At 70.8% G+C, this 22,492-nt stretch carries 17 protein-coding genes; 16 read left to right on the top strand and 1 reads right to left on the bottom strand.

What is annotated here, in order from left to right; genetic code table 11:
• Positions 1 to 264 precede the first annotated feature (264 nt).
• The gene (locus tag AB0D14_RS39415) at positions 265 to 1,089 is read right to left on the bottom strand and encodes an NAD(P)H-binding protein (protein WP_362788609.1); all 825 of its coding nucleotides are present in this window, start codon (positions 1,087 to 1,089) and stop codon (positions 265 to 267) included.
• 227 nt (positions 1,090 to 1,316) lie between these two features.
• On the opposite strand from AB0D14_RS39415, the gene AB0D14_RS39410 reads away from it, so the two are divergent.
• From AB0D14_RS39410 to AB0D14_RS39335, 16 genes are all read left to right on the top strand, one after another.
• Positions 1,317 to 2,498 (top strand): ROK family transcriptional regulator, encoded by a 1,182-nt coding sequence (locus AB0D14_RS39410; protein ID WP_362788618.1) that lies wholly within the window; start codon positions 1,317 to 1,319, stop codon positions 2,496 to 2,498.
• A gap of 219 nt (positions 2,499 to 2,717) precedes the next feature.
• Positions 2,718 to 4,235: a sugar ABC transporter ATP-binding protein gene (locus tag AB0D14_RS39405; RefSeq protein WP_362788606.1), complete on the top strand. Its 1,518-nt coding sequence runs from the start codon at positions 2,718 to 2,720 to the stop codon at positions 4,233 to 4,235.
• Positions 4,232 to 5,251: an ABC transporter permease gene (locus AB0D14_RS39400; protein WP_362788603.1), complete on the top strand. Its 1,020-nt coding sequence runs from the start codon at positions 4,232 to 4,234 to the stop codon at positions 5,249 to 5,251. Before AB0D14_RS39405 ends, AB0D14_RS39400 begins: the two co-directional genes overlap by 4 nt.
• A 149-nt stretch (positions 5,252 to 5,400) precedes the next feature.
• A complete protein-coding gene (locus AB0D14_RS39395) occupies positions 5,401 to 6,438 on the top strand; it encodes a substrate-binding domain-containing protein (protein WP_362788600.1) in 1,038 nt (345 codons plus the stop codon).
• A gap of 158 nt (positions 6,439 to 6,596) precedes the next feature.
• Positions 6,597 to 7,829: a Gfo/Idh/MocA family oxidoreductase gene (locus AB0D14_RS39390; RefSeq protein WP_362788597.1), complete on the top strand. Its 1,233-nt coding sequence runs from the start codon at positions 6,597 to 6,599 to the stop codon at positions 7,827 to 7,829.
• A gap of 14 nt (positions 7,830 to 7,843) precedes the next feature.
• The gene (locus AB0D14_RS39385; protein ID WP_362788594.1) at positions 7,844 to 8,848 is read left to right on the top strand and encodes a sugar phosphate isomerase/epimerase family protein; all 1,005 of its coding nucleotides are present in this window, start codon (positions 7,844 to 7,846) and stop codon (positions 8,846 to 8,848) included.
• 225 nt (positions 8,849 to 9,073) lie between these two features.
• Positions 9,074 to 11,590, top strand: a complete 2,517-nt coding sequence (locus AB0D14_RS39380) for a PQQ-dependent sugar dehydrogenase (RefSeq protein ID WP_362788592.1) — start codon at positions 9,074 to 9,076, stop codon at positions 11,588 to 11,590.
• Between the two features lie 12 nt (positions 11,591 to 11,602).
• Positions 11,603 to 13,012: a ThuA domain-containing protein gene (locus tag AB0D14_RS39375; protein WP_362788589.1), complete on the top strand. Its 1,410-nt coding sequence runs from the start codon at positions 11,603 to 11,605 to the stop codon at positions 13,010 to 13,012.
• Positions 13,013 to 13,220: 208 nt separating this feature from the next.
• A complete protein-coding gene (locus AB0D14_RS39370) occupies positions 13,221 to 14,435 on the top strand; it encodes an inositol-3-phosphate synthase (RefSeq protein WP_362788587.1) in 1,215 nt (404 codons plus the stop codon).
• The gene (locus AB0D14_RS39365) at positions 14,432 to 15,670 is read left to right on the top strand and encodes an SCO3242 family prenyltransferase (protein WP_362788584.1); all 1,239 of its coding nucleotides are present in this window, start codon (positions 14,432 to 14,434) and stop codon (positions 15,668 to 15,670) included. Before AB0D14_RS39370 ends, AB0D14_RS39365 begins: the two co-directional genes overlap by 4 nt.
• Positions 15,667 to 16,770: a sugar phosphate isomerase/epimerase family protein gene (locus tag AB0D14_RS39360; RefSeq protein WP_362788581.1), complete on the top strand. Its 1,104-nt coding sequence runs from the start codon at positions 15,667 to 15,669 to the stop codon at positions 16,768 to 16,770. Before AB0D14_RS39365 ends, AB0D14_RS39360 begins: the two co-directional genes overlap by 4 nt.
• A complete protein-coding gene (locus tag AB0D14_RS39355) occupies positions 16,767 to 17,513 on the top strand; it encodes an EboA domain-containing protein (RefSeq protein ID WP_362788578.1) in 747 nt (248 codons plus the stop codon). Before AB0D14_RS39360 ends, AB0D14_RS39355 begins: the two co-directional genes overlap by 4 nt.
• Positions 17,513 to 18,436 carry a TatD family hydrolase gene (locus AB0D14_RS39350; protein WP_362788575.1) on the top strand — a complete coding sequence of 308 codons (924 nt, stop codon included), beginning with the start codon at positions 17,513 to 17,515 and terminating at the stop codon, positions 18,434 to 18,436. The genes AB0D14_RS39355 and AB0D14_RS39350 overlap by 1 nt, the downstream gene beginning before the upstream one ends.
• A gap of 6 nt (positions 18,437 to 18,442) precedes the next feature.
• Positions 18,443 to 19,612, top strand: coding sequence for a metabolite traffic protein EboE (eboE, locus tag AB0D14_RS39345; RefSeq protein ID WP_362788573.1), 1,170 nt, complete (start codon positions 18,443 to 18,445; stop codon positions 19,610 to 19,612).
• Between the two features lie 47 nt (positions 19,613 to 19,659).
• Positions 19,660 to 21,063 (top strand): nucleotide pyrophosphatase/phosphodiesterase family protein, encoded by a 1,404-nt coding sequence (locus tag AB0D14_RS39340; protein WP_362788615.1) that lies wholly within the window; start codon positions 19,660 to 19,662, stop codon positions 21,061 to 21,063.
• A 154-nt stretch (positions 21,064 to 21,217) separates the two neighbouring features.
• Positions 21,218 to 22,408, top strand: a complete 1,191-nt coding sequence (locus AB0D14_RS39335; RefSeq protein ID WP_362788569.1) for a sugar phosphate isomerase/epimerase family protein — start codon at positions 21,218 to 21,220, stop codon at positions 22,406 to 22,408.
• The last annotated feature ends 84 nt before the right edge of the window (positions 22,409 to 22,492 follow it).

The following is a 22,492-nucleotide window of genomic DNA, read 5'->3' as shown; positions in this document are numbered from 1 at the left end:
AAGTCGACTGGCACTTCACCACCGACGACGCCCGCGTGAAACTGCGCCACCTCTACCCAACCACACAGCAAAAATAAGCAACGACAATCTACTAGTGCCGCGACAGGCAACGTTCGCCCCGTTGGGCGCTTCGCTGGGAGGTCCGTGCTGTGTCCGCGGGTGCGTCGGGGCTGGTCGCGCAGTTCTGCGCGCCCCTGAAAGACGGGGCTGCGCCCCGGTCTTTCGCTTTCAGGGGGCGCGACCAGCCCCCGCCGGCCCGCGGATTCAGAACGCGTCCGTGTGCTCCAGCGCCCACTCCAGGAACGTGCGCGGCGGCCGGCCGGTGACCTCCTCGACCGTCGGCAGGACCTGGGACTCGTCCAGGATCCCGTCGCCGAAGAAGCGCAGGAAGGCGTCGGCGTACGGAGCCGGGAAAGCGGCTCCCAGCGCCTCGCGGGTCTCCTCGTCCGTGAGCCCGACGGTACGCAGGTCCCGGCCCAGCGCCTCGGCGAGGACGGCGACACGGTCGGACGGCAGCAGGGACTGAGGCCCCGTCAGGGTGTAGGCATGACCCGCGTGTTCGGGCGACAGCAGGGCCCGGGCGGCCACCTGGGCGATGTCGTACGGGTCGATGTCCGCCGTACGGACACCGGGAAACGGCACCCGCACCTCGTCACCCTTGCTGATCTGGTCCGCGAGCGACAGCGCGTTGGACATGAAGCTCACCGGCCGCAGCAAGGTCCAGGCGAGCCCGGACGCGCGCACCTCGTCCTCCGCCGCCCGCAGATAGCGGGTGACCGCGTTGTCGTCCGCGACCTTCGCCGACTTGCCCGACAGCATCACCACCCGCTCCACACCCGCGGCCCGCGCGTCGGCGAGAACGGCGCGCTGCCCCTCGTACCCCGGCATGAGGAACAGGGCGCGCACACCGTCGAGCGCTTCCCGCACCGTCTCCGGGCGGTTCAGGTCACCCGCCACGGCCTCGGCGCCCCGCGGCAGTCCGGCGCCCTCGCCCGAGCGGCTCAGCGCGCGCACCGGCTCACCCTCGGCGGCCACCGCGCGCACGACCGAGGCCCCCACGTTCCCCGTGGCACCCGTCACCAAGATCACGTGTTCCCCCTCTCCCGCCCCGGGCCACGGCGGCCCGGGCCGCGTGTGTCCATCCTGCAGCGCGGGGCCGCTGAGGGCTACCACCCCAACTCTCTTTGTCCTCTGAGTGGAAGAAGTCGTAGGTAATTCGTGCGTAACTTCTTCCCAGGTTCGGCAACCACTGCTACGTTCCCCTCGAAAGACAACGACGGCGGTGCCGATGAGGCGGGGAGGGGCTCGTGAGACGTATGACAGCGCGACCCGGGAACGCCCACCAGGCCCGGCTGCTCAGACTGCTGCGCGACGACGGCCCCAACTCACGGGCTCAGCTGGGAGACCAGGTCGATCTCTCCCGGTCCAAGCTGGCCGTGGAGGTCGAACGGCTCCTGGAGACGGGCCTCGTGGTGGCCGACGGACTCGCCGCCTCCCGCGGTGGCCGCCGGTCCCACAACATCCGGCTCGCTCCCGCGCTGCGCTTCCTGGGCGTCGACATCGGGGCCACCTCGATCGACGTCGCCGTCACCAACGCGGAGCTGGAGGTGCTGGGGCACATCAACCAGCCCATGGACGTGCGCGAGGGCCCGGTCGCGGTCTTCGAGCAAGTCCTGTCCATGGCAGCCAAGTTGAAGGCATCAGGGCTCGCGGAGGGGTTCGACGGCGCCGGTATCGGCGTACCCGGTCCTGTCCGCTTCCCCGAGGGTGTCCCGGTCGCCCCGCCGATCATGCCGGGCTGGGACGGGTTCCCGGTGCGCGAGGCGCTGAGCCAGGACCTCGGCTGCCCCGTCATGGTCGACAACGACGTGAACCTGATGGCGATGGGGGAGCAGCACGCGGGCGTGGCCCGCTCCGTGGGCGACTTCCTCTGCGTCAAGATCGGTACCGGTATCGGCTGCGGGATCGTCGTCGGCGGTGAGGTCTACCGCGGTACGACGGGCAGCGCGGGCGACATCGGTCATATCCAGGCCGTGCCGGACGGCCGCCCGTGCGCGTGCGGCAACCGGGGCTGCCTGGAAGCCCACTTCAGCGGGGCCGCCCTGGCCCGCGACGCCACGGACGCAGCCCACCAGGGGCATTCCCAGGAACTCGCGGCACGACTGGAGGCGGCGGGCGTACTGAGCGCCGTCGACGTCGCCGCCGCCGCTGCCGCGGGTGACGCCACCGCGCTCGATCTGATCCGCGAGGGCGGCACCCGCACCGGCCAGGTCATCGCCGGACTCGTCAGCTTCTTCAATCCGGGCCTGGTGGTGATCGGCGGCGGGGTGACCGGCCTCGGCCACACCCTGCTCGCCGCGATCCGCACCCAGGTCTACCGTCAGTCGCTGCCTCTCGCCACCGGCAACCTGCCCATCGTGCTGGGGGAGTTGGGACCCACCGCCGGAGTCATCGGCGCGGCCCGGCTCATCAGCGACCACCTGTTCTCACCCGCGTAACACCTGCTTCCTGAGCCGCATCGACGCCACTCCTCCCAGAGCCGACACAGCAGACACCTCTTCCAGAGCCGCTACAGCGAACACCCTTTCCAGAGCCGCCACAGCACCACACCTCATACCTCACCTCACGCCACACCCAGCACCTCACGTCACACCCGGCTTCGCCCTGCCTCACTCCGCCCTGCCCTGAAACCGGCCTGCATGCCGAGGGGAACCGTCATGGCACCTGAACCACCCCTTCTCACGATGTCCGGCATCACCAAGTCGTTCCCCGGTGTCCGGGCCCTCGACGGCGTCGACCTCGACGTCCGGACCGGTGAAGTGCACTGCCTGCTCGGCCAGAACGGCGCCGGAAAGTCGACGCTCATCAAGGTCCTGGCCGGCGCCCACCAGCCCGACGACGGCACGATCGGCTGGCGCGGCCAGCAGGTCACGCTCCGCTCGCCCATCGCCGCCATGCGCCTCGGCATCGCCACCATCTACCAGGAACTCGACCTGGTGGAAGGCCTGTCGGTGGCCGAGAACGTCTACCTCGGCCATGAACCGACGTCCGCCGGATTCGTCGTACGCGGCAAGGAGGCGCGGGCGTCGACCGCCGCGCTGCTCAAGCGACTCGGGCACCCCGAGATCGACCCCGCCCGCCTGGTGGGCGAGCTGTCCGCCGCCCACCAGCAGATCGTCTCCATGGCACGGGCCCTCTCCCACGACGTACGCCTCATCGTCATGGACGAACCCTCCGCGGCCCTCGACCCGGACGAGGTCGCCAACCTCTTCCGCATCGTCACGGACCTCACCACCGAAGGCGTCGCCGTCGTCTACATCTCGCACCGCCTGGAGGAGATCCGCCGCATCGGCGACCGGGTCACGGTGCTGAAGGACGGCCGGGCGGTGGCCGGCGGGCTGCCCGCGAAGTCGACGCCGACCCGTGAGGTCGTCGCGCTGATGACGGGACGGAACGTCGAGTACGTCTTCCCGGACCGGCCCACGCACCAGTCGCTCCCCGAGCCGGTGCTCGAAGTGCGAGGCCTGACCCGCGAGGGTGAGTTCGAACCGCTCGACCTCACTCTGCGCCCCGGCGAGATCGTCGGACTCGCGGGACTCGTCGGCTCCGGCCGCTCCGAGATCCTGGAGACCATCTACGGCGCCCGCAAGCCGAGCGCGGGACAAGTACTCGTCGGCGGCCGGGAGTTGCGGCCGGGCAGTGTCCGGGCGGCCGTCGCCGCCGGACTCGGCCTCGCCCCCGAGGAGCGCAAGGCGCAGGCCCTGCTGATGCTGCAGTCCGTCACCCGGAACGTGTCCGTGTCCTCCATGTCCCGCTTCTCGTACGGAGGCTGGCTGGACAGGACCGCCGAACGGGAGGCGGCGCGCAAGGCGACGCGAGAACTGTCGCTGCGCCCCGACAACCCCGCCGCCCTCATCCGAACGCTGTCCGGCGGCAACCAGCAGAAGGCGGTCCTCGCCCGCTGGCTGCTGCGCGGCTGCCGGGTGCTGCTGCTCGACGAACCGACCCGCGGCGTCGACGTCGGCGCCCGTGCCGAGCTGTACGCCGTCGTCCGCCGCCTCGCCGACGAAGGCCTGGCCGTGCTGATGGTCTCCAGCGAAGTACCCGAGGTCCTCGGCCTCGCCGACCGCGTCCTGGTGCTCCGAGAAGGCCGGGTCGTGCATACGGCGCCCGCCCAGGAGCTCGACGAACACCGCGTACTCGACCTCGTCATGGAAGGAAGTCCGGCGTCATGACGCAGCCCGTGTCCCCGCCGAGGGACAACACCCCGAAGCTGTCACCGCAGGTGGAACCCGGCCCGTGGTGGGCGGTCGTGGCCCGCGCCGACGTCCGCACCCTGTCACTGCTCGGTGTGCTCGCCGTCCTGATCCTCATCGGAGGCATCACCAAGCCCGACGCGTTCCTCGACACCCGCAACCTCCAACTCGTCCTCACCCAGGCCTCGGTGATCGGAGTCGTCACCGTCGGGATGACCTTCGTCATCACCTCCGGCGGCATCGACCTGTCCGTCGGCGCGATCGTGGCGCTCGCCTCTGTGTGGGCGACCACCGTCGCCACCCAGGAGTACGGCTTCGCGGGCATCCTCTTCACGGCGGTGCTCGTCGGCGTCGGCTGCGGCCTGGTGAACGGGCTGCTGATCGCGTACGGCGCCATGGTGCCGTTCATCGCGACCCTCGCCATGCTCGCCTCGGCCCGAGGTCTCGCCCTCCAGATCACCGACGGCAACACCCAGGTCGTCAGCGTCGAGGGCGTCCTCGACCTCGGTGAGCGGGACTCCTACGTCCTGGGCATCCCGCCACTCGTCATGATGTTCGCGGTCGTGACGATCATCGGCTGGCTCGTACTCAACCGCACCACCTTCGGACGGCGCACGGTGGCCGTCGGCGGTAACGCGGAGGCGACCCGGCTCGCCGGCATCGACGTACGCCGCCAGCGTCTCTACCTCTACCTGCTCTCCGGACTGTGCTGCGGCATCGCGGCCTTCATGCTGATCATCCTGTCCGGCTCGGGCCAGAACACCAACGGCAACCTGTACGAACTCGACGCGATCGCCGCCGCGATCATCGGCGGCACCCTGCTCAGCGGGGGGCGCGGCACCATCACCGGTTCGGTGCTCGGGGTTCTGATCTTCATCACGATCCAGAACCTCTTCGCCCTGAACAACCTGCAGAGCGACGTCCAGCAGATAGCCAAGGGCGCGATCATCGTCGCCGCCGTACTCGTCCAGCGCCGCACCGCGAACACCACGTAGCGCGCCACGTAACGCACTGCGTGAAGCACCACGTAGAGCAGCACGTGGAGCAGTGCGCGCGGCACTGGGTGAAGCAGTAGGCGCAGGACCACGCGCAGCACCGTCTTGCACCACCCGAGGGATACGCCTTGAGGAAAGGGACCACCGCCATGCCAGAGCTCACGAGCCGCAGAGGACTTCTCTTCGGTACCGCCGCCGTCTCGGCCGGTGTCCTCCTCACCGGTTGCACCAGCAACGACTCCGGCGACGAGCCGGCCTCCAACGACCAGCCCGCCGCCGACGACAAGAAGGGCAAGCAGGTCACCATCGGCTTCGCCGGCCCGCAGGCCGACCACGGCTGGCTCAACGCGATCAACGACAACGCCAAGAACCGCGCCAAGAAGTACGAGGACGTGACGCTGGAGATCACCGAGGGCTCCAACGACACCGCGGCCCAGATCGGCCAGATAGAGACGCTGATCAACAAGAAGGTCGACGTCCTGGTGATCCTGCCCGCGGACGGCAAGGCCCTCACCCAGGTCGGCCTCAAGGCCATGCGGGCCGGCATCCCGGTGGTGAACCTCGACCGGATCTTCAACTCCCCGCAGGCGTACCGCTGCTGGATCGGCGGCGACAACTTCGGCATGGGCCTCAACGCCGGCAACTACATCGGCGAGAAGCTCAAGGGCAAGAAGAACGCCAAGGTCATCGAACTGGCCGGACTCGACAACCTGGAACTCACCAAGCAGCGCTCCGCGGGCTTCGACGCCGCCCTCAAGAACTACCCGAACATCAAGAAGGTGGCCCGCCAGGCCGCCGACTTCACCGTCGAGTCGGGACAGGCCAAGATGTCCCAGCTCCTGCAGGCCCAGTCGAAGTTCGACGCGCTGTGGAACCACGACGACGACCAGGGAGTCGGCGCGCTGCGCGCCATCGAGCAGGCCGGGCGCGACGACTTCCTGATGGTCGGCGGCGCGGGCGCGCTGTCCGCCATGCAGGCCATCCAGTCGGACAACAGCGTCCTCAAGGCCACCGTTCTCTACCCGCCCACGATGGCCGCGTCCGCGATCGACCTCGCCCGCGCGCTCGGCCAGAGCAAGGGAGTCGGCGGCCTCGCCGAGTTCGAGATCCCCTCGTCCCTGACGCTCTACTCGGCCGTCGTCGACAAGGAGAACGTCAAGACGTACCTGCCGACGGGCTTCAAGTAGGCCGTGCCCTTGTCAGGGGCGCCCGCCGGGGGCGCCCTTCTGGGGCGCGGGGAACTGCGCGACCGGCCACAACGAACCCGCAGCTTCCGAACCACCGCAAGCCGGCGGAGCGCCCCGTACACCCCCCACAGCGCCACGACGAAGAGGAGGACCTCCGCATGGCACAGCCGCAGCAGCCCGACGAGGCACAAGCCGGGGCACAGGCCGGGGTACAGGCCGGCAAGCCCCCGTTGGGCGTGGGCATGATCGGATACGCGTTCATGGGCGCCGCCCACTCCCAGGGCTGGCGCACCGTGGGCCACGTGTTCGATCTGCCGCGCCGGCCCGTCCTCGCCGCCGTCTGCGGCCGTGACGCGGCGGCTGTACGAGTGGCGGCCGGCCGGCTCGGCTGGGCGGCCGCCGAGACCGACTGGCGGGCCCTGATCGCCCGCGACGACGTCGACCTCGTGGACATCTGCACCCCCGGCGACAGCCACGCCGAGATCGCCGTCGCCGCCCTCGCCGCGGGCAAGCACGTGTTGTGCGAGAAGCCCCTCGCCAACACGGTCGAGGAGGCCGAGGCGATGGTCGAGGCCGCCGAGGCCGCCGCCGCACGCGGCCAGGTGGCGATGGTCGGCTTCAACTACCGCCGGGTGCCCGCGACGTCACTCGCCAGGAAGATGGTCGCCGAGGGCCGGCTCGGCGCCCTGCGGCACGTACGGGTGACATACCTTCAGGACTGGCTGGTGGACCGTGAGTTCCCGCTGACCTGGCGGCTGCGCAAGGAGACGGCCGGCTCGGGCGCGCTCGGCGACCTGGGCGCCCACATCGTCGACCTCGCGCAGTACCTCGCGGGAGAACCGGTGACCGGGGTGTCCGCCATCACCGAGACGTTCGTACGGGAGCGGCCGCTGCTCTCCGGAGCGTCCAGCGGCCTCTCGGCGGCCGGCGGCGGTGAACTGGGGGCCGTCACGGTCGACGACGCCGCCCTGTTCACCGGACGGTTCGCCTCGGGCGCCCTCGCCTCCTTCGAGGCCACCCGGTTCGCGACCGGGCGCAAGAACTCCCTGCGCATCGAACTCAACGGGGAGAAGGGCTCGTTGTTCTTCGATCTGGAACGCCTCAACGAGCTCCACTACCACGACGGCACGGAGCCCGGCACCCACGCCGGCTTCCGCCGCATCCTCGTCACCGAGCCCGACCACCCCTACCTGGACGCCTGGTGGCCACCGGGCCACGGGCTGGGCTACGAGCACACCTTCGTGCACCAGGCCCGCGACCTGGTCCACGCCATCGCGGACGGCGAGCGGCCGCTGCCCTCCTTCGCGGACGGGCTGCAGGTGCAGCGCGTGCTAGCGGCGGTCGAGGAGAGCGCCGAGAAGAACTCCGTCTTCACCCCCATAGCGAGCTGAGGAGGGCCAGTCCCATGCCGCGCGCCTTCACGCTGTTCACCGGCCAGTGGGCCGACCTGCCGCTCGAAGAGGTCTGCCGCCTCGCCCGCGACTTCGGCTACGAGGGCCTCGAACTCGCCTGCTGGGGCGACCACTTCGAGGTCGACAAGGCCCTCGCCGACCCCGCGTACCTGGACTCCAGGCGAGAACTGCTCGACAAGTACGGCCTCAAGTGCTGGGCCATCTCCAACCACCTGGTCGGCCAGGCCGTCTGCGACGCCATCATCGACGAACGCCACCAGGCGATCCTCCCCGCCCGCATCTGGGGCGACGGCGAGGCGGAGGGCGTACGGCAGCGGGCGGCGGCCGAGATCGCCGACACCGCGCGCGCCGCGGCGGCCTTCGGCGTCGACACGGTCATCGGCTTCACCGGCTCCGCGATCTGGCACCTGGTCGCGATGTTCCCACCCGCCCCCGAGTCGATGATCGAGCGCGGCTACGAGGACTTCGCCATGCGCTGGAACCCGATCCTCGATGTCTTCGACGCCGAGGGTGTGCGGTTCGCGCACGAGGTCCACCCCAGCGAGATCGCGTACGACTACTGGACAACCCAGCGTGCGCTGCAGGCGGTCGACCACCGGCCGGCCTTCGGGCTGAACTTCGACCCGTCGCACTTCGTGTGGCAGGACCTCGACCCGGTCGGCTTCCTGTGGGACTTCCGCGACCGGATCTACCACGTCGACTGCAAGGAAGCGCGCAAGCGGCTCGACGGCCGCAACGGACGCCTCGGCTCGCATCTGCCGTGGGGCGACCCCCGCCGCGGCTGGGACTTCGTGTCCGCGGGCCATGGCGACGTCCCCTGGGAGGACGTGTTCCGGATGCTGCGCTCCATCGACTACAAGGGACCGATCTCGGTCGAGTGGGAGGACGCGGGCATGGACCGTCTCCAGGGTGCACCCGAGGCACTCACCCGGCTGAAGGCCTTCGACTTCGAACCGCCGACGGCCTCCTTCGACGCGGCGTTCGGCGGCAACGACTGACGCCGGACGACGGCAACGACCGACACCGTACGGAAAAGGGCAACGACCGACACCGTACGGAAGAGGGCAACGACTGACACCGTACGGAAAAGGGCAACGACTGACACCGTACGGAAGAAGGCAACGACTGAGCCCTCTTCCAAGGGTTTCCACCACCTCCGGGGTGACGGCGCACCCCGGCGTATCGCACCCGCATGAACCACCAGCTCCATCCTGGAGGCACCCGTGCACGCGAACGACCCCACCAGCACCACCAGAACCGAGAGCCACAGAGACCGCCCGAAAATACGATTCCGCAAAGCGCTCGCCCTGCTCACCGGAGCGCTCCTCGCCGGTGCCTCGCTCACCCTCGCCACGCCCCCGGCGGGCGCGGCCGTGGCCGACCCGGGCGCCGCCCCCGCCGCGCCGGCCGCCGCGGAGGACTTCCAGCAGGTCACCCTCGCCAAGGGCGAACCCGAGACCGGCGAGCCCATGTCGCTGGCCGTCCTCCCGGACCGCTCGGTACTCCACACCTCGCGCGACGGTGAGCTGCGGATCACCGACAGCGCCGGCAACACCAGGCTGGCGGGCAAGCTCGACGTCTACTCGCACGACGAGGAAGGCCTGCAGGGCGTCGGTATCGACCCCGGCTTCGCCGACAACCGCTTCATCTACCTCTACTACGCCCCGCCGCTCGACACCCCGGCGGGCGACGCCCCCGAGACGGGCACCGCGGCCGACTTCGCGCCCTTCGACGGCGTCAACCGCCTCTCCCGCTTTGTCCTGAAGGCCGACGGCACCCTCGACAACGCCAGCGAGAAGAAGGTCCTCGACGTCCCGGCGACCCGCGGCATCTGCTGCCACGTCGGCGGCGACATCGACTTCGACGCGGCCGGCAACCTCTACCTGTCGACCGGTGACGACTCCAACCCGTTCCAGTCGGACGGCTACGCGCCCCTCGACGAGCGCGCGAACCGCAACCCCGTCTTCGACGCGCAGCGCACCTCCGGCAACACCAACGACCTGCGCGGCAAGATCCTGCGCGTCAAGGTGAACGCCGACGGCTCGTACGGGATCCCCGACGGCAACCTCTTCGCGCCGGGCACGGACAAGACACGCCCCGAGATCTACGCGATGGGCTTCCGCAACCCGTTCCGCTTCAGCGTCGACAAGAAGACCGGCATCCTCTACGTCGGCGACTACGGCCCGGACGCCGGCGCCGCCAACCCCACGCGCGGCCCCGCCGGACAGGTCGAGTTCGCCCGGGTGACCAAGCCGGGCAACTTCGGCTGGCCGTACTGCACAGGCGACAACGACGCCTACGTGGACTACGACTTCGAGACGAAGACCTCGGGTGCCTCCTTCGACTGTTCCGCACCCAAGAACACCTCGCCGAACAACACCGGCCTGACGGACCTGCCCCCGGCCCAGGCCGCCTGGATCCCCTACGACGGTGACTCCGTACCCGAGTTCGGCACCGGCTCCGAGTCCCCGATGGGCGGCCCGGTCTACGACTACGACGCCTCGCTCGACTCGCCGGTCAAGTTCCCGGAGGCGTACGACGGGGACTTCTTCGCCGGGGAGTTCGGCCGCCAGTGGATCAAGCGGATCTCGTCGGACGACAGCGGGACCGTGCAGTCCATCAACGACGTGCCGTGGACGGGCACCCAGATCATGGACATGGCCTTCGGTCCGGACGGCGCGCTCTACGTCCTCGACTACGGGCTGTCGTGGTTCGGCGGTGACGAGAACTCCGGCCTCTACCGGATCGAGAACGCGACCGACGGCCACTCGCCCGTGGCTCAGTCCGCGGCCGACCGTACCTCCGGACAGGCGCCGCTGAAGGTGAAGTTCTCCTCCGCGGGCTCCACGGACGCCGACGGCGACACCCTCACGTACAGCTGGGACTTCGGTGACGGGGGCAAGTCGACCTCGGCCAACCCGACGTACACGTACAAGAAGAACGGCACATACACCGCGACGCTGACGGCGAAGGACCCGAGCGGCCGCACCGGCAGCTCCAGTGTGCAGATCGTCGTCGGCAACACCGCGCCCAAGGTGACCCTCCAACTTCCCGAGGACGGCCAGCTGTTCGCCTTCGGTGACGCCGTGCCCTTCAAGGTGAAGGTGACCGACCCGGAGGACCGCACCATCGACTGCGCCAAGGTGAAGGTCACCTTCGTCCTCGGCCACGACAGCCACGGCCACCCGGTGACCTCGGCGAACGGCTGCTCCGGCACCATCCAGACCAGCGCCGACGGCGGCCACGACGAGGACGCGAACATCTTCGGTGTCTTCGACGCGGAGTACACCGACGGCGGAGGCGGCGGCCAGGAGGCGCTCACCACGCACGACCAGTCCGTCGTCCAGCCCAAGCACCGGCAGGCCGAGCACTTCGGCAAGTCCGAGGGCGTCACGGTCACGACCAGGGTCGGCGCACACGGCGGAAAGACCGTCGGTGACATCAGCAACAAGGACTGGATCTCCTTCGATCCGTACGTCCTGAGCAACGCCACCAAGCTCACGGCACGTGTCTCCTCCGCAGGCAAGGGCGGCAAGCTGGAGGTCCGCGCCGGCTCGCCCACCGGCCGTCTGCTGGGCAGCGCGACCGTCCCGGTGACCGGCGGCTGGGAGACCTTCCAGGACGTCAGCGCCTCCCTGTCCAAGGCACCGCGCGGCACGACCACGTTCTACCTCGTCTTCAAGGGGAGCAGCACCGGCGCCCTGTACGACGTGGACGACTTCACCTTCACTACCCGCTGAGGGAGGTCCGTCATGAAGGCAACCGGCCGTACGGTCACCGCTGTTGTCGGCGCCGCCCTGCTCATCGGGTGTGTGTCGGGACCGGCCGCGTCGAAGGGTTCGGAGGGTTCAGGTTCGGAGGGAACGAAAGAGCCGAAGGGATCCGCGGCGGGTGAGCGGGTCCTGGTGTTCTCCAAGACCGCCGGGTTCCGGCACGACTCCATCCCCGAGGGGATCGCCGCGGTGAAGGCCCTCGGCGCCGAGAACGGGTTCGCGGTGGACGCCACCGAGGACGCGGGGGCCTTCTCCACGAAAACCCTCGCCCGGTACGACGCCGTGGTGTTCCTCTCCACCACCGGGGACGTCCTCAACCAGGCCCAACAGAAGGCGTTCGAGCGGTACATCGGACGCGGGGGCGGTTACGTGGGCATCCACGCGGCCGCCGACACCGAGTACGACTGGGAGTTCTACGGCGGCCTGGCCGGCGCCTACTTCCAGTCGCACCCGGCGATCCAGCCCGCCCGGATCGCGGTCGAGGACCGGGCCCACCCGGCCACCTCGCACCTGGAGGAGTCCTGGAACCGCACGGACGAGTGGTACAACTACCGCTCCAATCCACGGGACCGGGCCCATGTCCTGGCCTCGCTCGACGAGTCGTCGTACAGCGGCGGCACGATGAGCGGCGATCACCCGATCGCCTGGTGCCAGGAGTACCGGGGCGGCCGTTCCTTCTACACGGGTACCGGCCACACCAAGGAGTCGTACGCCGATCCCGCCTTCCGGCAGCACCTGCTGGGCGGCATCCGCTGGGCCGTCGGAGCGGCACAGGCCGACTGCCGTCCGGAGAAGGGATACACGCCGCTCTTCGACGGGACTGCCGAGTCACTGGCGGCCTGGAAACAGGCGGGGCCGGGCTCGTTCTCGCTCTCGGAGGACGGAACGCTCACGTCCTCCGGTGGCCTGGGCATGCTCTGGTACGGCGCCTCGGAGTTCAACTCGTACTCGCTGAAGCTCGACTGGAAGATGGCGAGCGCGGGCGGTGACGACAACTCCGGGGTGTTCGTGGGCTTCCCGGCCTCCGACGACCCCTGGTCGGCCGTCGACAACGGGTACGAGATCCAGATCGACGCGTCCGACGCCCCCGACCGCACCACCGGGGCCGTGTACAGCTTCCAGTCCGCCGACATCAAGAAGCGCGACCGTGCGTTGAACCCGCCGGGGGAGTGGAACACGTACGAGATCCGCGTGGAGGGTGAACGACTCCGCGTCTGGCTCAACGGCGTGAAGATCAACGACTACACCAACACCGATCCGGCGCGCAGCCTGCGGGACGGTCATGTCGGCATCCAGAACCACGGGGCCGAGGACCAGGTGTCCTTCCGCGACGTCCGGATCAAGCAACTGCCGGTGCGACCGGTGCGATCCGCCGAGCAGGGCAATTGAGCGGCGGCGGGCGGGGGACGCCGGACCCCCGCCCGCCGTCTTTTCCCCTCCACCCCCCACCCCTCCGGCACCGTCTTTCCTGCATGTGACTCGCGTGTGACCCGCATGTGCCCCGCATCTTTCCCGCAGGTCCCGGACCGCGTACGACCGCGAGTCCGGTTCGCGTATGAGTTCGCGTACGAGTTCGCGTTTGAGAGGGAGGCTGCCCATGTCCGCCGAACCGTCTGTATCCCCTTCTCGGGTCGGAGTGTGGTTGATCGGAGCGCGCGGCTCCGTCGCCACGACCGCCGTCGCGGGCTGCGCGGCCATCACGGCCGGGCTCCATCCGCCGACCGGCATGGTGACCGAGACCGGCGTCTTCCACGAGGCGGGCCTGCCCCCCTTGTCCTCGCTCGTCTTCGGCGGCCACGACGTGCTGGACTGCCCGCTGCCGAAACGGGCCGAGTCGCTCGCCGCCGGCGGTGTCCTGCCGCACGACCTGCCGTCCGCCGTGGCCGCCGAACTGGCCGCCGCCGATCGGGAGATCAGGATCGGCGGCCCGCTGTCCGGCGACACGCGGAGCGAGGAGGAACTGGTCGAGGACCTGGCCCGCGACATCCGCGACTTCGTCCGCCGGACCGGTGTGACCAGGGCCGTCGTGGTGAACGTGGCGTCCACGGAACCCGTCCCCGAGGGCACCGCGCTCCCCGCCAGTTCGCTGTACGCGTCGGCCGCGCTGCGGGCCGGCTGCCCGTACGTCAACTTCACTCCGTCCATGGGCCTGCACCACCCGCGGCTCGCGTCGGCGGCCACCTCGTCCGGACTGCCGTACGCGGGCCGGGACGGCAAGACCGGACAGACCCTGCTGCGGTCGGTCCTCGGCCCGATGTTCGCGCAGCGCGCGCTGACGGTCCGCGCGTGGTCCGGTACGAACCTGCTGGGCGGCGGCGACGGCGCGGCCCTCGCCGACCCGGCCGCCGCTGCCGCGAAGAACGCGGGCAAGGAACGCGTCCTGGCAGACACCCTCGGCACGGTCCCCGAGGGCGAGACCCACATCGACGACGTACCGTCCCTCGGCGACTGGAAGACCGCCTGGGACCACATCGCCTTCGACGGCTTCCTCGGTACCCGGATGGTCCTTCAGACGACCTGGCAGGGCTGCGACTCGTCCCTCGCCGCCCCCTTGATCCTGGACCTGGCCCGTCTGGTGGCCCGGGCCCACGAGGTCGGCCTGTCGGGTCCGGTGGGCGAACTGGGCTTCTACTTCAAGGACCCTGTGGGGGAGGGGCCCGCCGCCCTGGGCGAGCAGTACGCGGAGCTGGTGGACTTCGCCGGCCGCCTGCGGGAACTGGCCCGTTCGCCGGAACTGGCGCAGCCGCCGGGGCCCGGGGGAGCGCAGGCAGGGCCCGGGGACGCGGAAGGTCTCGCCGGGGAGCGGCGATGAGCCGGCTGAGCGGCCTGGCCACCCTGAGCGGGTTGATACGGCCCGAGCGGCGTGGCGTGTCCGGGCGGCGCGGGGTGCCTGGGCGACACCCACACCCACACGCACACCCGCACCCGCAGCCGCAGCCGCAGCCGTCGAGGCCGGAGCCGCGCGAGGCGGGGGCGGGACTGCGTGCATGGGTGGAACTCCTGCGGCTTCCCGCCCTGTTCACGGTCCCCGGCGACGCGCTCGCGGGCGCCGCCGCTGCCGGGGCCCGCCCGAACCCTCGAACCCTGCTGGCCATCGGCTCCTCCCTCTGCCTGTACGAGGCCGGTATGGCCCTCAACGACTGGGCCGACCGCGCGGAGGACGCCGTGGACCGCCCACACCGCCCGCTGCCCTCCGGCCGCGTCAGGCCGGCCGCTGCCCTGGCGGCCGCCGGAGGCCTGACAGTGGCGGGTCTGGCGCTGGCGTCCCGGGCCGGGCGGGGGCCGCTCGCGGTCGCCGGTGCCCTGGCGGCCACGGTCTGGTCGTACGACCTGGTCCTCAAGCGCACGCCCGCAGGACCCCTGGCGATGGCCGCGGCCCGAGGACTGGACCTCCTCCTCGGAGGGGTGGCCTCGGGCGGCGACATCCGCAAGGTCGTGCCGTCCGCCCTGACCCTGGCCACCCACACCCTGGCAGTCACCACGGTCTCCCGCCACGAGACCGAGGGCGGCTCCCCCTGGGCCCCACTGACCGCCCTGGCCACGACAACGGCCCTGACCTGGTCCCTGACACGGGACGGCCGTGGGAGCGACAGCCGTGGGAGCGACGGCGGGACGGGCGACGGCTGGACGGGCGACCGGCCACCGGGGCGCGCGGCGACGACCCCTGTCGGCACGGCCCCAAGGCAACTCCCCTGGAGGCGACCTCCCTCCAGGGGGGTTGCCTTGGGGCAATCCGTCTCCCGAGGGGAGACGTTCAAGTGGGCGACCTTCAGGCATCTTGCCGTCAGGGAAGCCACTCCGGGCGCCGCAGCCCTGAGCGGAGCCCTCGCCGTCCTCTACGCGGTGACCTCCGCCCGCCCTCTCTTCCACGCCGCCCTCAATCCGTCACCCCCACTCACCCAGAGAGCCGTCGGCGGCGGCATCCGAGCCATGATTCCGCTCCAGGCAGCCCTCGCCGCACGCTCCGGAGCCCCTGTAACGGCTCTGCTGACGGCCGCCCTCGCCCCGGCCGCCCGCAGGTTCAGCCGAAAGGTGAGCGTGACATGAACCCTCAGTCGAGCCCCCGCTCCGAAGCCCGGGCGGCCCCCCATCCCCTCCGTTTCTCCTACGGCACCAACGGTCTGACCGACCTGCGCCTGGACGACGCCCTCTCCCTCCTCGCCGACCTCGGCTACGACGGCGTGGGGCTGACCCTCGACCACATGCACCTCGATCCGCTCGCCCCTGACCTCGCTGCCCGCACGCGCAGGCTCGCCCGCAGACTGGACGAACTCGGCCTGGGCGTCACCCTGGAGACCGGCGCCCGCTACGTACTCGACCCGAGGCGCAAGCACGGCCCGTCCCTGCTCGACCCGGACCCGGAACAACGAGCCCGGCGCGTCGACCTCCTTGTCCGTGCCGTCCGAATCGCGGGCGACCTCGGCGCCCATGCCGTGCACTGCTTCAGCGGCACCCTCCCGAAGGAAACGGCCGGACAGTCGAATGCGTCGAGCACCGCCGTCCCGGATGACGGAGTGGATGCCGGGGCGGACGAGGGAGCGAATGCCGGGGCGGGCGACGGAGCGGGTGGCGGGGCAGACGGGAGAGCGGGCGACGGATCGGACGGGGAAGTGGCCGAGGACGTCGCCTGGAAGCGGCTCGCCGAAGCCCTCACCCCCGTCCTCGACGCCGCCACCGGCGCCGGAATCCCGCTCGCCATCGAACCCGAGCCCGGTCACCTCCTCGCCACACTCGACGACTTCCACCGCCTGCGCACCACACTCGGCAGCCCGGACGCCCTCGGACTCACCCTCGACATCGGCCACTGCCAGTGCCTCGAACCGCGGTCACCCGCCGACTGCGTACGCGACGCCGCCCCCTGGCTGCGGCACGTCCAGATCGAGGACATGCGCCGCGGCGTCCACGAACACCTCCCTTTCGGCGACGGGGAGATCGACTTCCCACCCGTACTCGAAGCCCTGGCCACCACGGGCTACCGGGGGCTGGTCTCCGTCGAACTGCCCCGCCACTCCCACGCCGGCCCTCAACTGGCCCAACAGTCCCTCCCGTTCCTCCAGCACGCGGCCTCCGCCTTCGTCCCCCAGGGCCCCGCCCGGCCGAGCCTTCCCGGAGAGGGCCCCACCGCCTCCGAAGGGAGAACCCCGTGAACGACCTCCACGACGCCGCCGGCACCGCTCGCGCCACCCCGACGGAGGCCCCGGCCGCCCTCACCGTCCTGCACTCCCGGCTGAACTCCGTCCTCGGCGGCGCCGCCCGGGCCTGGCTGGACCAGGCCCTCGACGAGGCGGCGGCCCACCCGGGCGCCAACGGGCCCGTCCCCGTCCCCGTCCCCGTGTGGGAGCTGCGCTTCGCCGAGGCGGGCCGCCGCTGCGGACCCGAATACGCCGAGGCGGCCCGCGTCCTCCTCCTGCACGCGGCCCGGGCCGACGCCCCGACCCTCGTCCGCGTCTACCGCCAGGGCACCGCCGACGAACGCCGCGCCGTCCTGGAGGCCCTGCCCCACCTCGTGGCAGGACCCGAGGCGCTGCCAGTCGTCGAGGACGCCCTGCGCACCAACGACACCCGGCTGGTGGCCGCCGCCGTCGGTCCGTACGCCGCCCGCCACCTGGACACCCACAACTGGCGGCACGCCGTCCTGAAGTGCCTGTTCACCGGCGTCCCCGTGGACGCCGTGGCCGACCTTCCCCGCCGCGCCCGCGCCGACGCCGAACTGGCCCGCATGCTCGGCGACTACGCGGACGAACGCAGGGCCGCCGACCGCCCAGTCCCCCACGACCTGCACCGCGTCCTGGCCCTCACCGGGCACCCGGCCACCCCCACCGGAACCGACGCGCCGGACGGCCCGACCGCCCCCGACGGCACGTGCGGCACCGAAGGCAAGGAGTCCTGATGCGCATCTTCGACCCCCACATCCATATGACGTCACGGACCACCGACGACTACGAGGCCATGCACGCCGCCGGCGTCCGCGCCGTCGTCGAACCCGCCTTCTGGCTCGGCCAGCCCCGCACCTCACCCGCCTCCTTCTTCGACTACTTCGACTCCCTCCTCGGGTGGGAACCCTTCCGCGCGGCCCAGTACGGCATCGCCCACCACTGCACCATCGCGCTGAACCCCAAGGAGGCCAACGACCCCCGCTGTGCCCCCGTCCTCGACGAGCTGCCCCGGTATCTCGTCAAGGACCACGTGGTGGCCGTCGGCGAGATCGGCTACGACTCGATGACGCCGGCCGAGGACACCGCCCTGGCCGTACAGCTCCAGCTCGCCGCCGAGTACGCGCTGCCCGCCCTGGTCCACACTCCGCACCGCGACAAGCTGGCGGGCCTGCGCCGCACCCTCGACGTGGTCCGGGAGTCCGCACTGCCCCCGGACCACGTCCTGATCGACCACCTCAACGAGACCACGGTCAAGGAGGCCAAGGACGGCGGCTGCTGGCTCGGCTTCTCCGTCTATCCGGACACCAAGATGGACGAGGAACGGATGGTCGCGGTCCTGCAGGAGTACGGACCGGAGAAGGTACTGGTCAACTCCGCGGCCGACTGGGGCAAGAGCGATCCGCTGAAGACCCGCAAGGTCGCCGACGCCCTGCTGAAGGCAGGCTTCACCGAGGACGACGTCGACCAGGTGCTGTGGCGCAACCCCGTGGCCTTCTACGGCCTCAGCGGTCGCCTCGACCTCGACGTCGCCGGCACGGACGCCACCCACGAGGGCAACTCCATCCTCCGCGGCGTCCCCAAGCCGGTCCCGGAGACCGCGCCGGAGCCCGGGCCCAAGACCGACACCCAGCCCTTCCCGGCAACCACGGAGGCGTGACCGAAGATGCGCTTCCGCCACCCCGACGGCTCCACCGTCCACCTCGCCTACTGCACCAACGTCCACCCCGCCGAGACCCTCGGTGGCGTCCTCGCCCAGCTCCGGGACCACTGCGAGCCCGTACGCAAGCGGCTCGGCCGCGACCGGCTCGGCATCGGTCTGTGGCTCGCCAAGGACGCCGCCCACGCTCTCGTCACCGACCCGTCCGCCCTCCGCGGCCTGCGCGCGGAACTCGACCACCGCGGCCTCGAAGTCGTCACCCTCAACGGCTTCCCGTACGAAGGATTCGGCGCCGAAGAGGTCAAATACCGGGTCTACAAGCCGGATTGGGCCGACCCCGAGCGACTCGACCACACGACCGCCCTCGCCCGCCTCCTCGCCGGACTCCTCCCCGACGACGTCACAGAGGGCACCATCTCCACGCTCCCGCTCGCCTGGCGCACCGCGTACGACGACGACCGAGCCGCCCTGGCCCATGCCGCCCTGCGCACTCTCGCCGAACGCCTCGACGCGCTGGAGGAGCTGACCGGACGCTCCATCCGCGTCGGCCTGGAACCGGAACCCGGCTGCACCGTCGAGACCACGGCCGACGCCATCGCCCCGCTCGCCGCCATCGGCCGCGACCGCATCGGCGTCTGCGTCGACACCTGCCACCTCGCCACCTCCTTCGAGGACCCGCATACCGCCCTGGACCGGCTGGCCGCCGCAGGCGTTCCCGTCGTCAAATCCCAGCTGTCGGCCGCCCTGCACGCCGAACACCCTCACCTCCCCGAAGTCCGCGAGGCCCTCGCCGCGTTCGACGAACCCCGCTTCCTGCACCAGACCCGCACCCTCACCGCTGCCGGACTCCGCGGCACCGACGACCTCGGCCAGGCCATCAAGGAGGACGCACTGCCCGACTCCTCCCCGTGGCGCGCCCACTTCCACGTGCCGCTGCACGCGGCCCCCGCCGCACCCCTCACCTCCACACTGCCCGTGCTCAAGGACGCCCTGGCCCGGATGGTCGGCGGCCCGCACCCGCTCACCCACCATCTCGAGGTCGAGACCTACACCTGGCAGGCACTCCCGCCGGAACTGCGCCCCCGCGCTCGAGCCCAGCTCGCCGACGGCATCGCCGCCGAACTCACCCTCGCCCGCGATCTGTTGGCGGACCTCGGCCTGAAGGAGCTGCCGTGAGCACCCACGAGACCCCGGCCACGTCGACCGCCCCGGCCACGTCGCCCATCCCGGCCGCCGCCGACGCCTCCGCGTCGTCCCCCACCCCACTCCTCGTCCTGGACGTCGTCGGCCTCACCCCCCGCCTCCTCGACCACATGCCACACCTCAAGTCCCTCGCCCAGTCGGGCTCGCAGGCTCACCTCGGAACCGTCCTGCCCGCCGTCACCTGCGCCGCCCAGTCCACCTTCCTGACCGGCACCCACCCTTCCGAGCACGGCATCGTCGGCAACGGCTGGTACTTCCGCGACCTCGGCGACGTCCTCCTGTGGCGTCAGCACAACGGCCTGGTGTCCGGGGACAAACTCTGGGACGCCGCCCGGCGCGCCCACCCCGGCTACACGGTCGCCAACATCTGCTGGTGGTACGCCATGGGAGCCGACACCGACATCACCATCACCCCCCGTCCGGTCTACTACGCCGACGGCCGCAAGGAACCCGACTGCTACACCAGGCCTCCGGCCCTGCACGACGAACTCACCGAGAAATTCGGCACGTTCCCGCTCTTCCACTTCTGGGGCCCCGGCGCCGACCTCGTCTCCAGCCAGTGGATCATCGACGCCACCCGCCACGTCATCGCCACCCGCCGACCGGACCTGACTCTCTGCTACCTCCCTCATCTCGACTACGACCTGCAGCGCTTCGGCCCCGACGACCCGCGCTCCCTGAAGGCGGCCGCCGACCTGGACACGGCCATGGCCCCCCTTCTCGACGACGCGCGCGCGGAAGGCCGTACGGTCGTCGCCCTGTCCGAGTACGGGATCACCCGCGCGGACCGACCCGTCGACATCAACCGCGCGCTGCGCCGCGCCGGACTCCTTGAGGTGCACACACAGGACGGCATGGAGTACCTCGACCCGATGACCTCACGTGCCTTCGCCGTCGCGGACCACCAGATCGCCCATGTCTACGTACGCCGCCCCGAGGACATGGCGGCCACGAAGGCGGCGCTCGCCGACCTGCCCGGCATCGAGCAACTCCTCGACGACGAGGGCAAGAAGACCCACCACCTCGACCATCCGCGCTCGGGCGAACTCGTCGCCGTCGCGGAGCCGGACGCCTGGTTCACGTACTACTACTGGCTCGACGACGCCCGCGCGCCCGACTTCGCGCAGCTCGTCGAGATCCACCGCAAACCCGGCTACGACCCGGTCGAGCTCTTCATGGATCCACTCGACCCGTACGTCAAGGTCAAGGCCGCGGGCGCGCTGGCCCGCAAGAAGCTCGGCATGCGCTACCGCATGGCGGTCGTGCCCCTCGATCCCTCACCTATTCGAGGCAGCCACGGCCGCCTCCCCCTGAGCGACGACGAAGGTCCGCTCATCATCTGCTCCACCCCCCGCGCTGTCGGCGACCGCGTCGCGGCCACCGATGTGAAATCCCTGCTGCTCGACCTGGCCGGCCTCGGGTGACAGAACCCGGGACGGACCGGACGGGCGATCACGAAAAGTGAAACACACGGCACTGACAGTGTGCCCGGCCTGTGGACAACCGCGTTCGCCGCGGCATCCGCCCGGCCGGTTACGTACCGCACACGACTGCACACCTACCCGAAAGAGAGACACCGTGACCGCGTTCAACGATGAATCCGGAACCGGCGACGCCCTGCGTCGCACTCTCGGCGTCAACCGCCGCCGTTTCCTCAGCACCTGCACCGCCGTCGCCGCCGGCGCGATCGCAGCCCCGGTGCTGGGCGCCTCGCCGGCCCTGGCCCAGGACCGGGGCAGAGGCCACGACCAGGAGCACGGCCACGGCCATGGCCACGGCCGACCCGGCGACGCTCTCGTCCCGCGGGGCAAGCGCGGCATCATCCTCTACACCGTCCGCGACGCCACGGCCCGCGACCCGCTCGCCTCGGACCTGCCCTCCGGCTTCCGCGAGGTGTTCAAGCAGCTGGCCCGCCACGGATACCGCCAGGTGGAGTTCGCCGGCTACAACCAGCACGCCAACGCGCCCGGCGGCGCCAGTCTGGAATCCGTCACGGGTGCCCGGCTGCTGCGCTCCTGGCTCGACGACTACGGCCTGCGCGCCCAGGGCAACCACGGTTTCATACCGCCCTCCTGGCCGCTGACCAGCGCCGACGTGGACACCTTCAAGAAGCACCTGGAGATCGCCAACATCCTGGGCATGGACCACATGGGCACCGGTGGCGACCCCACCGGCAGCTCCTACCGGGCCGACTGGGACGTGGCGGCCGACAAGTGGAACGCGCTGGGCGCGATCGCCCGCCGCGAGGGCATCAAGCTCTACACCCACAACCACGACGCGGCCTACGGTTTCCTCCTCGACGGAGGCCCGACGGACGACCAGGGCCGGCCCACCCGCAGCTCCGGCATGCGCAAGCTGGAGTACTTCCTGAAGGCCACCGACCCGAAGCTGGTCTGGCTGGAGATGGACGTCTTCTGGGCGCACGTCGCCCAGTACAAGTTCCACACCTACACCGCCCTCGACGGCTCCACCCGTGAGAAGGTCTTCGACCCGGCCGGCCTGGTCGTCCGCCACAACAAGCGCTACCCGCTGTTCCACGCCAAGGACGGTGTCGTGAGCACCACCAACGGCATGGGCTACGACATGGTGCCCTTCGGAACAGGCGTCATCGACTACGCCACGTTCTTCTCGCGGGTCGGGGAGCGGAACTACCACAATCCGATGATTGAGGACGACAACTCGCCCAGTGCCACCGACCCCGCGCAGTCGCTGCGCGAGGCCAAGATCAGTTACGACAACCTGGCGGCCCTCCGCTCGAAGCGCCACTGACCCCGAACGCGCAGCGGGCGGCCCTTCCCACATGGTGTCGTGGGGAGGGCCGCCGGCGTCCTCAAGGACCGGAAGCGGATCGGG

This window comes from Streptomyces sp. NPDC048484, from assembly GCF_040651415.1.
Classification (GTDB): Bacteria; Actinomycetota; Actinomycetes; order Streptomycetales; family Streptomycetaceae; genus Streptomyces.
This window is presented reverse-complemented; position numbering and strand designations above follow the sequence as displayed.

What these genes read in the sequence shown, in the direction of transcription:
- AB0D14_RS39410 (WP_362788618.1), top strand. Translation starts at nt 1,317, where the DNA reads ATGACAGCGCGACCCGGGAACGCCCACCAGGCCCGGCTGCTCAGACTG.
- AB0D14_RS39405 (WP_362788606.1), top strand. Translation starts at nt 2,718, where the DNA reads ATGGCACCTGAACCACCCCTTCTCACGATGTCCGGCATCACCAAGTCG.
- AB0D14_RS39400 (WP_362788603.1), top strand. Translation starts at nt 4,232, where the DNA reads ATGACGCAGCCCGTGTCCCCGCCGAGGGACAACACCCCGAAGCTGTCA.
- AB0D14_RS39395 (WP_362788600.1), top strand. Translation starts at nt 5,401, where the DNA reads ATGCCAGAGCTCACGAGCCGCAGAGGACTTCTCTTCGGTACCGCCGCC.
- AB0D14_RS39390 (WP_362788597.1), top strand. Translation starts at nt 6,597, where the DNA reads ATGGCACAGCCGCAGCAGCCCGACGAGGCACAAGCCGGGGCACAGGCC.
- AB0D14_RS39385 (WP_362788594.1), top strand. Translation starts at nt 7,844, where the DNA reads ATGCCGCGCGCCTTCACGCTGTTCACCGGCCAGTGGGCCGACCTGCCG.
- AB0D14_RS39375 (WP_362788589.1), top strand. Translation starts at nt 11,603, where the DNA reads ATGAAGGCAACCGGCCGTACGGTCACCGCTGTTGTCGGCGCCGCCCTG.
- AB0D14_RS39370 (WP_362788587.1), top strand. Translation starts at nt 13,221, where the DNA reads ATGTCCGCCGAACCGTCTGTATCCCCTTCTCGGGTCGGAGTGTGGTTG.
- AB0D14_RS39365 (WP_362788584.1), top strand. Translation starts at nt 14,432, where the DNA reads ATGAGCCGGCTGAGCGGCCTGGCCACCCTGAGCGGGTTGATACGGCCC.
- AB0D14_RS39360 (WP_362788581.1), top strand. Translation starts at nt 15,667, where the DNA reads ATGAACCCTCAGTCGAGCCCCCGCTCCGAAGCCCGGGCGGCCCCCCAT.
- AB0D14_RS39350 (WP_362788575.1), top strand. Translation starts at nt 17,513, where the DNA reads ATGCGCATCTTCGACCCCCACATCCATATGACGTCACGGACCACCGAC.
- eboE (WP_362788573.1), top strand. Translation starts at nt 18,443, where the DNA reads ATGCGCTTCCGCCACCCCGACGGCTCCACCGTCCACCTCGCCTACTGC.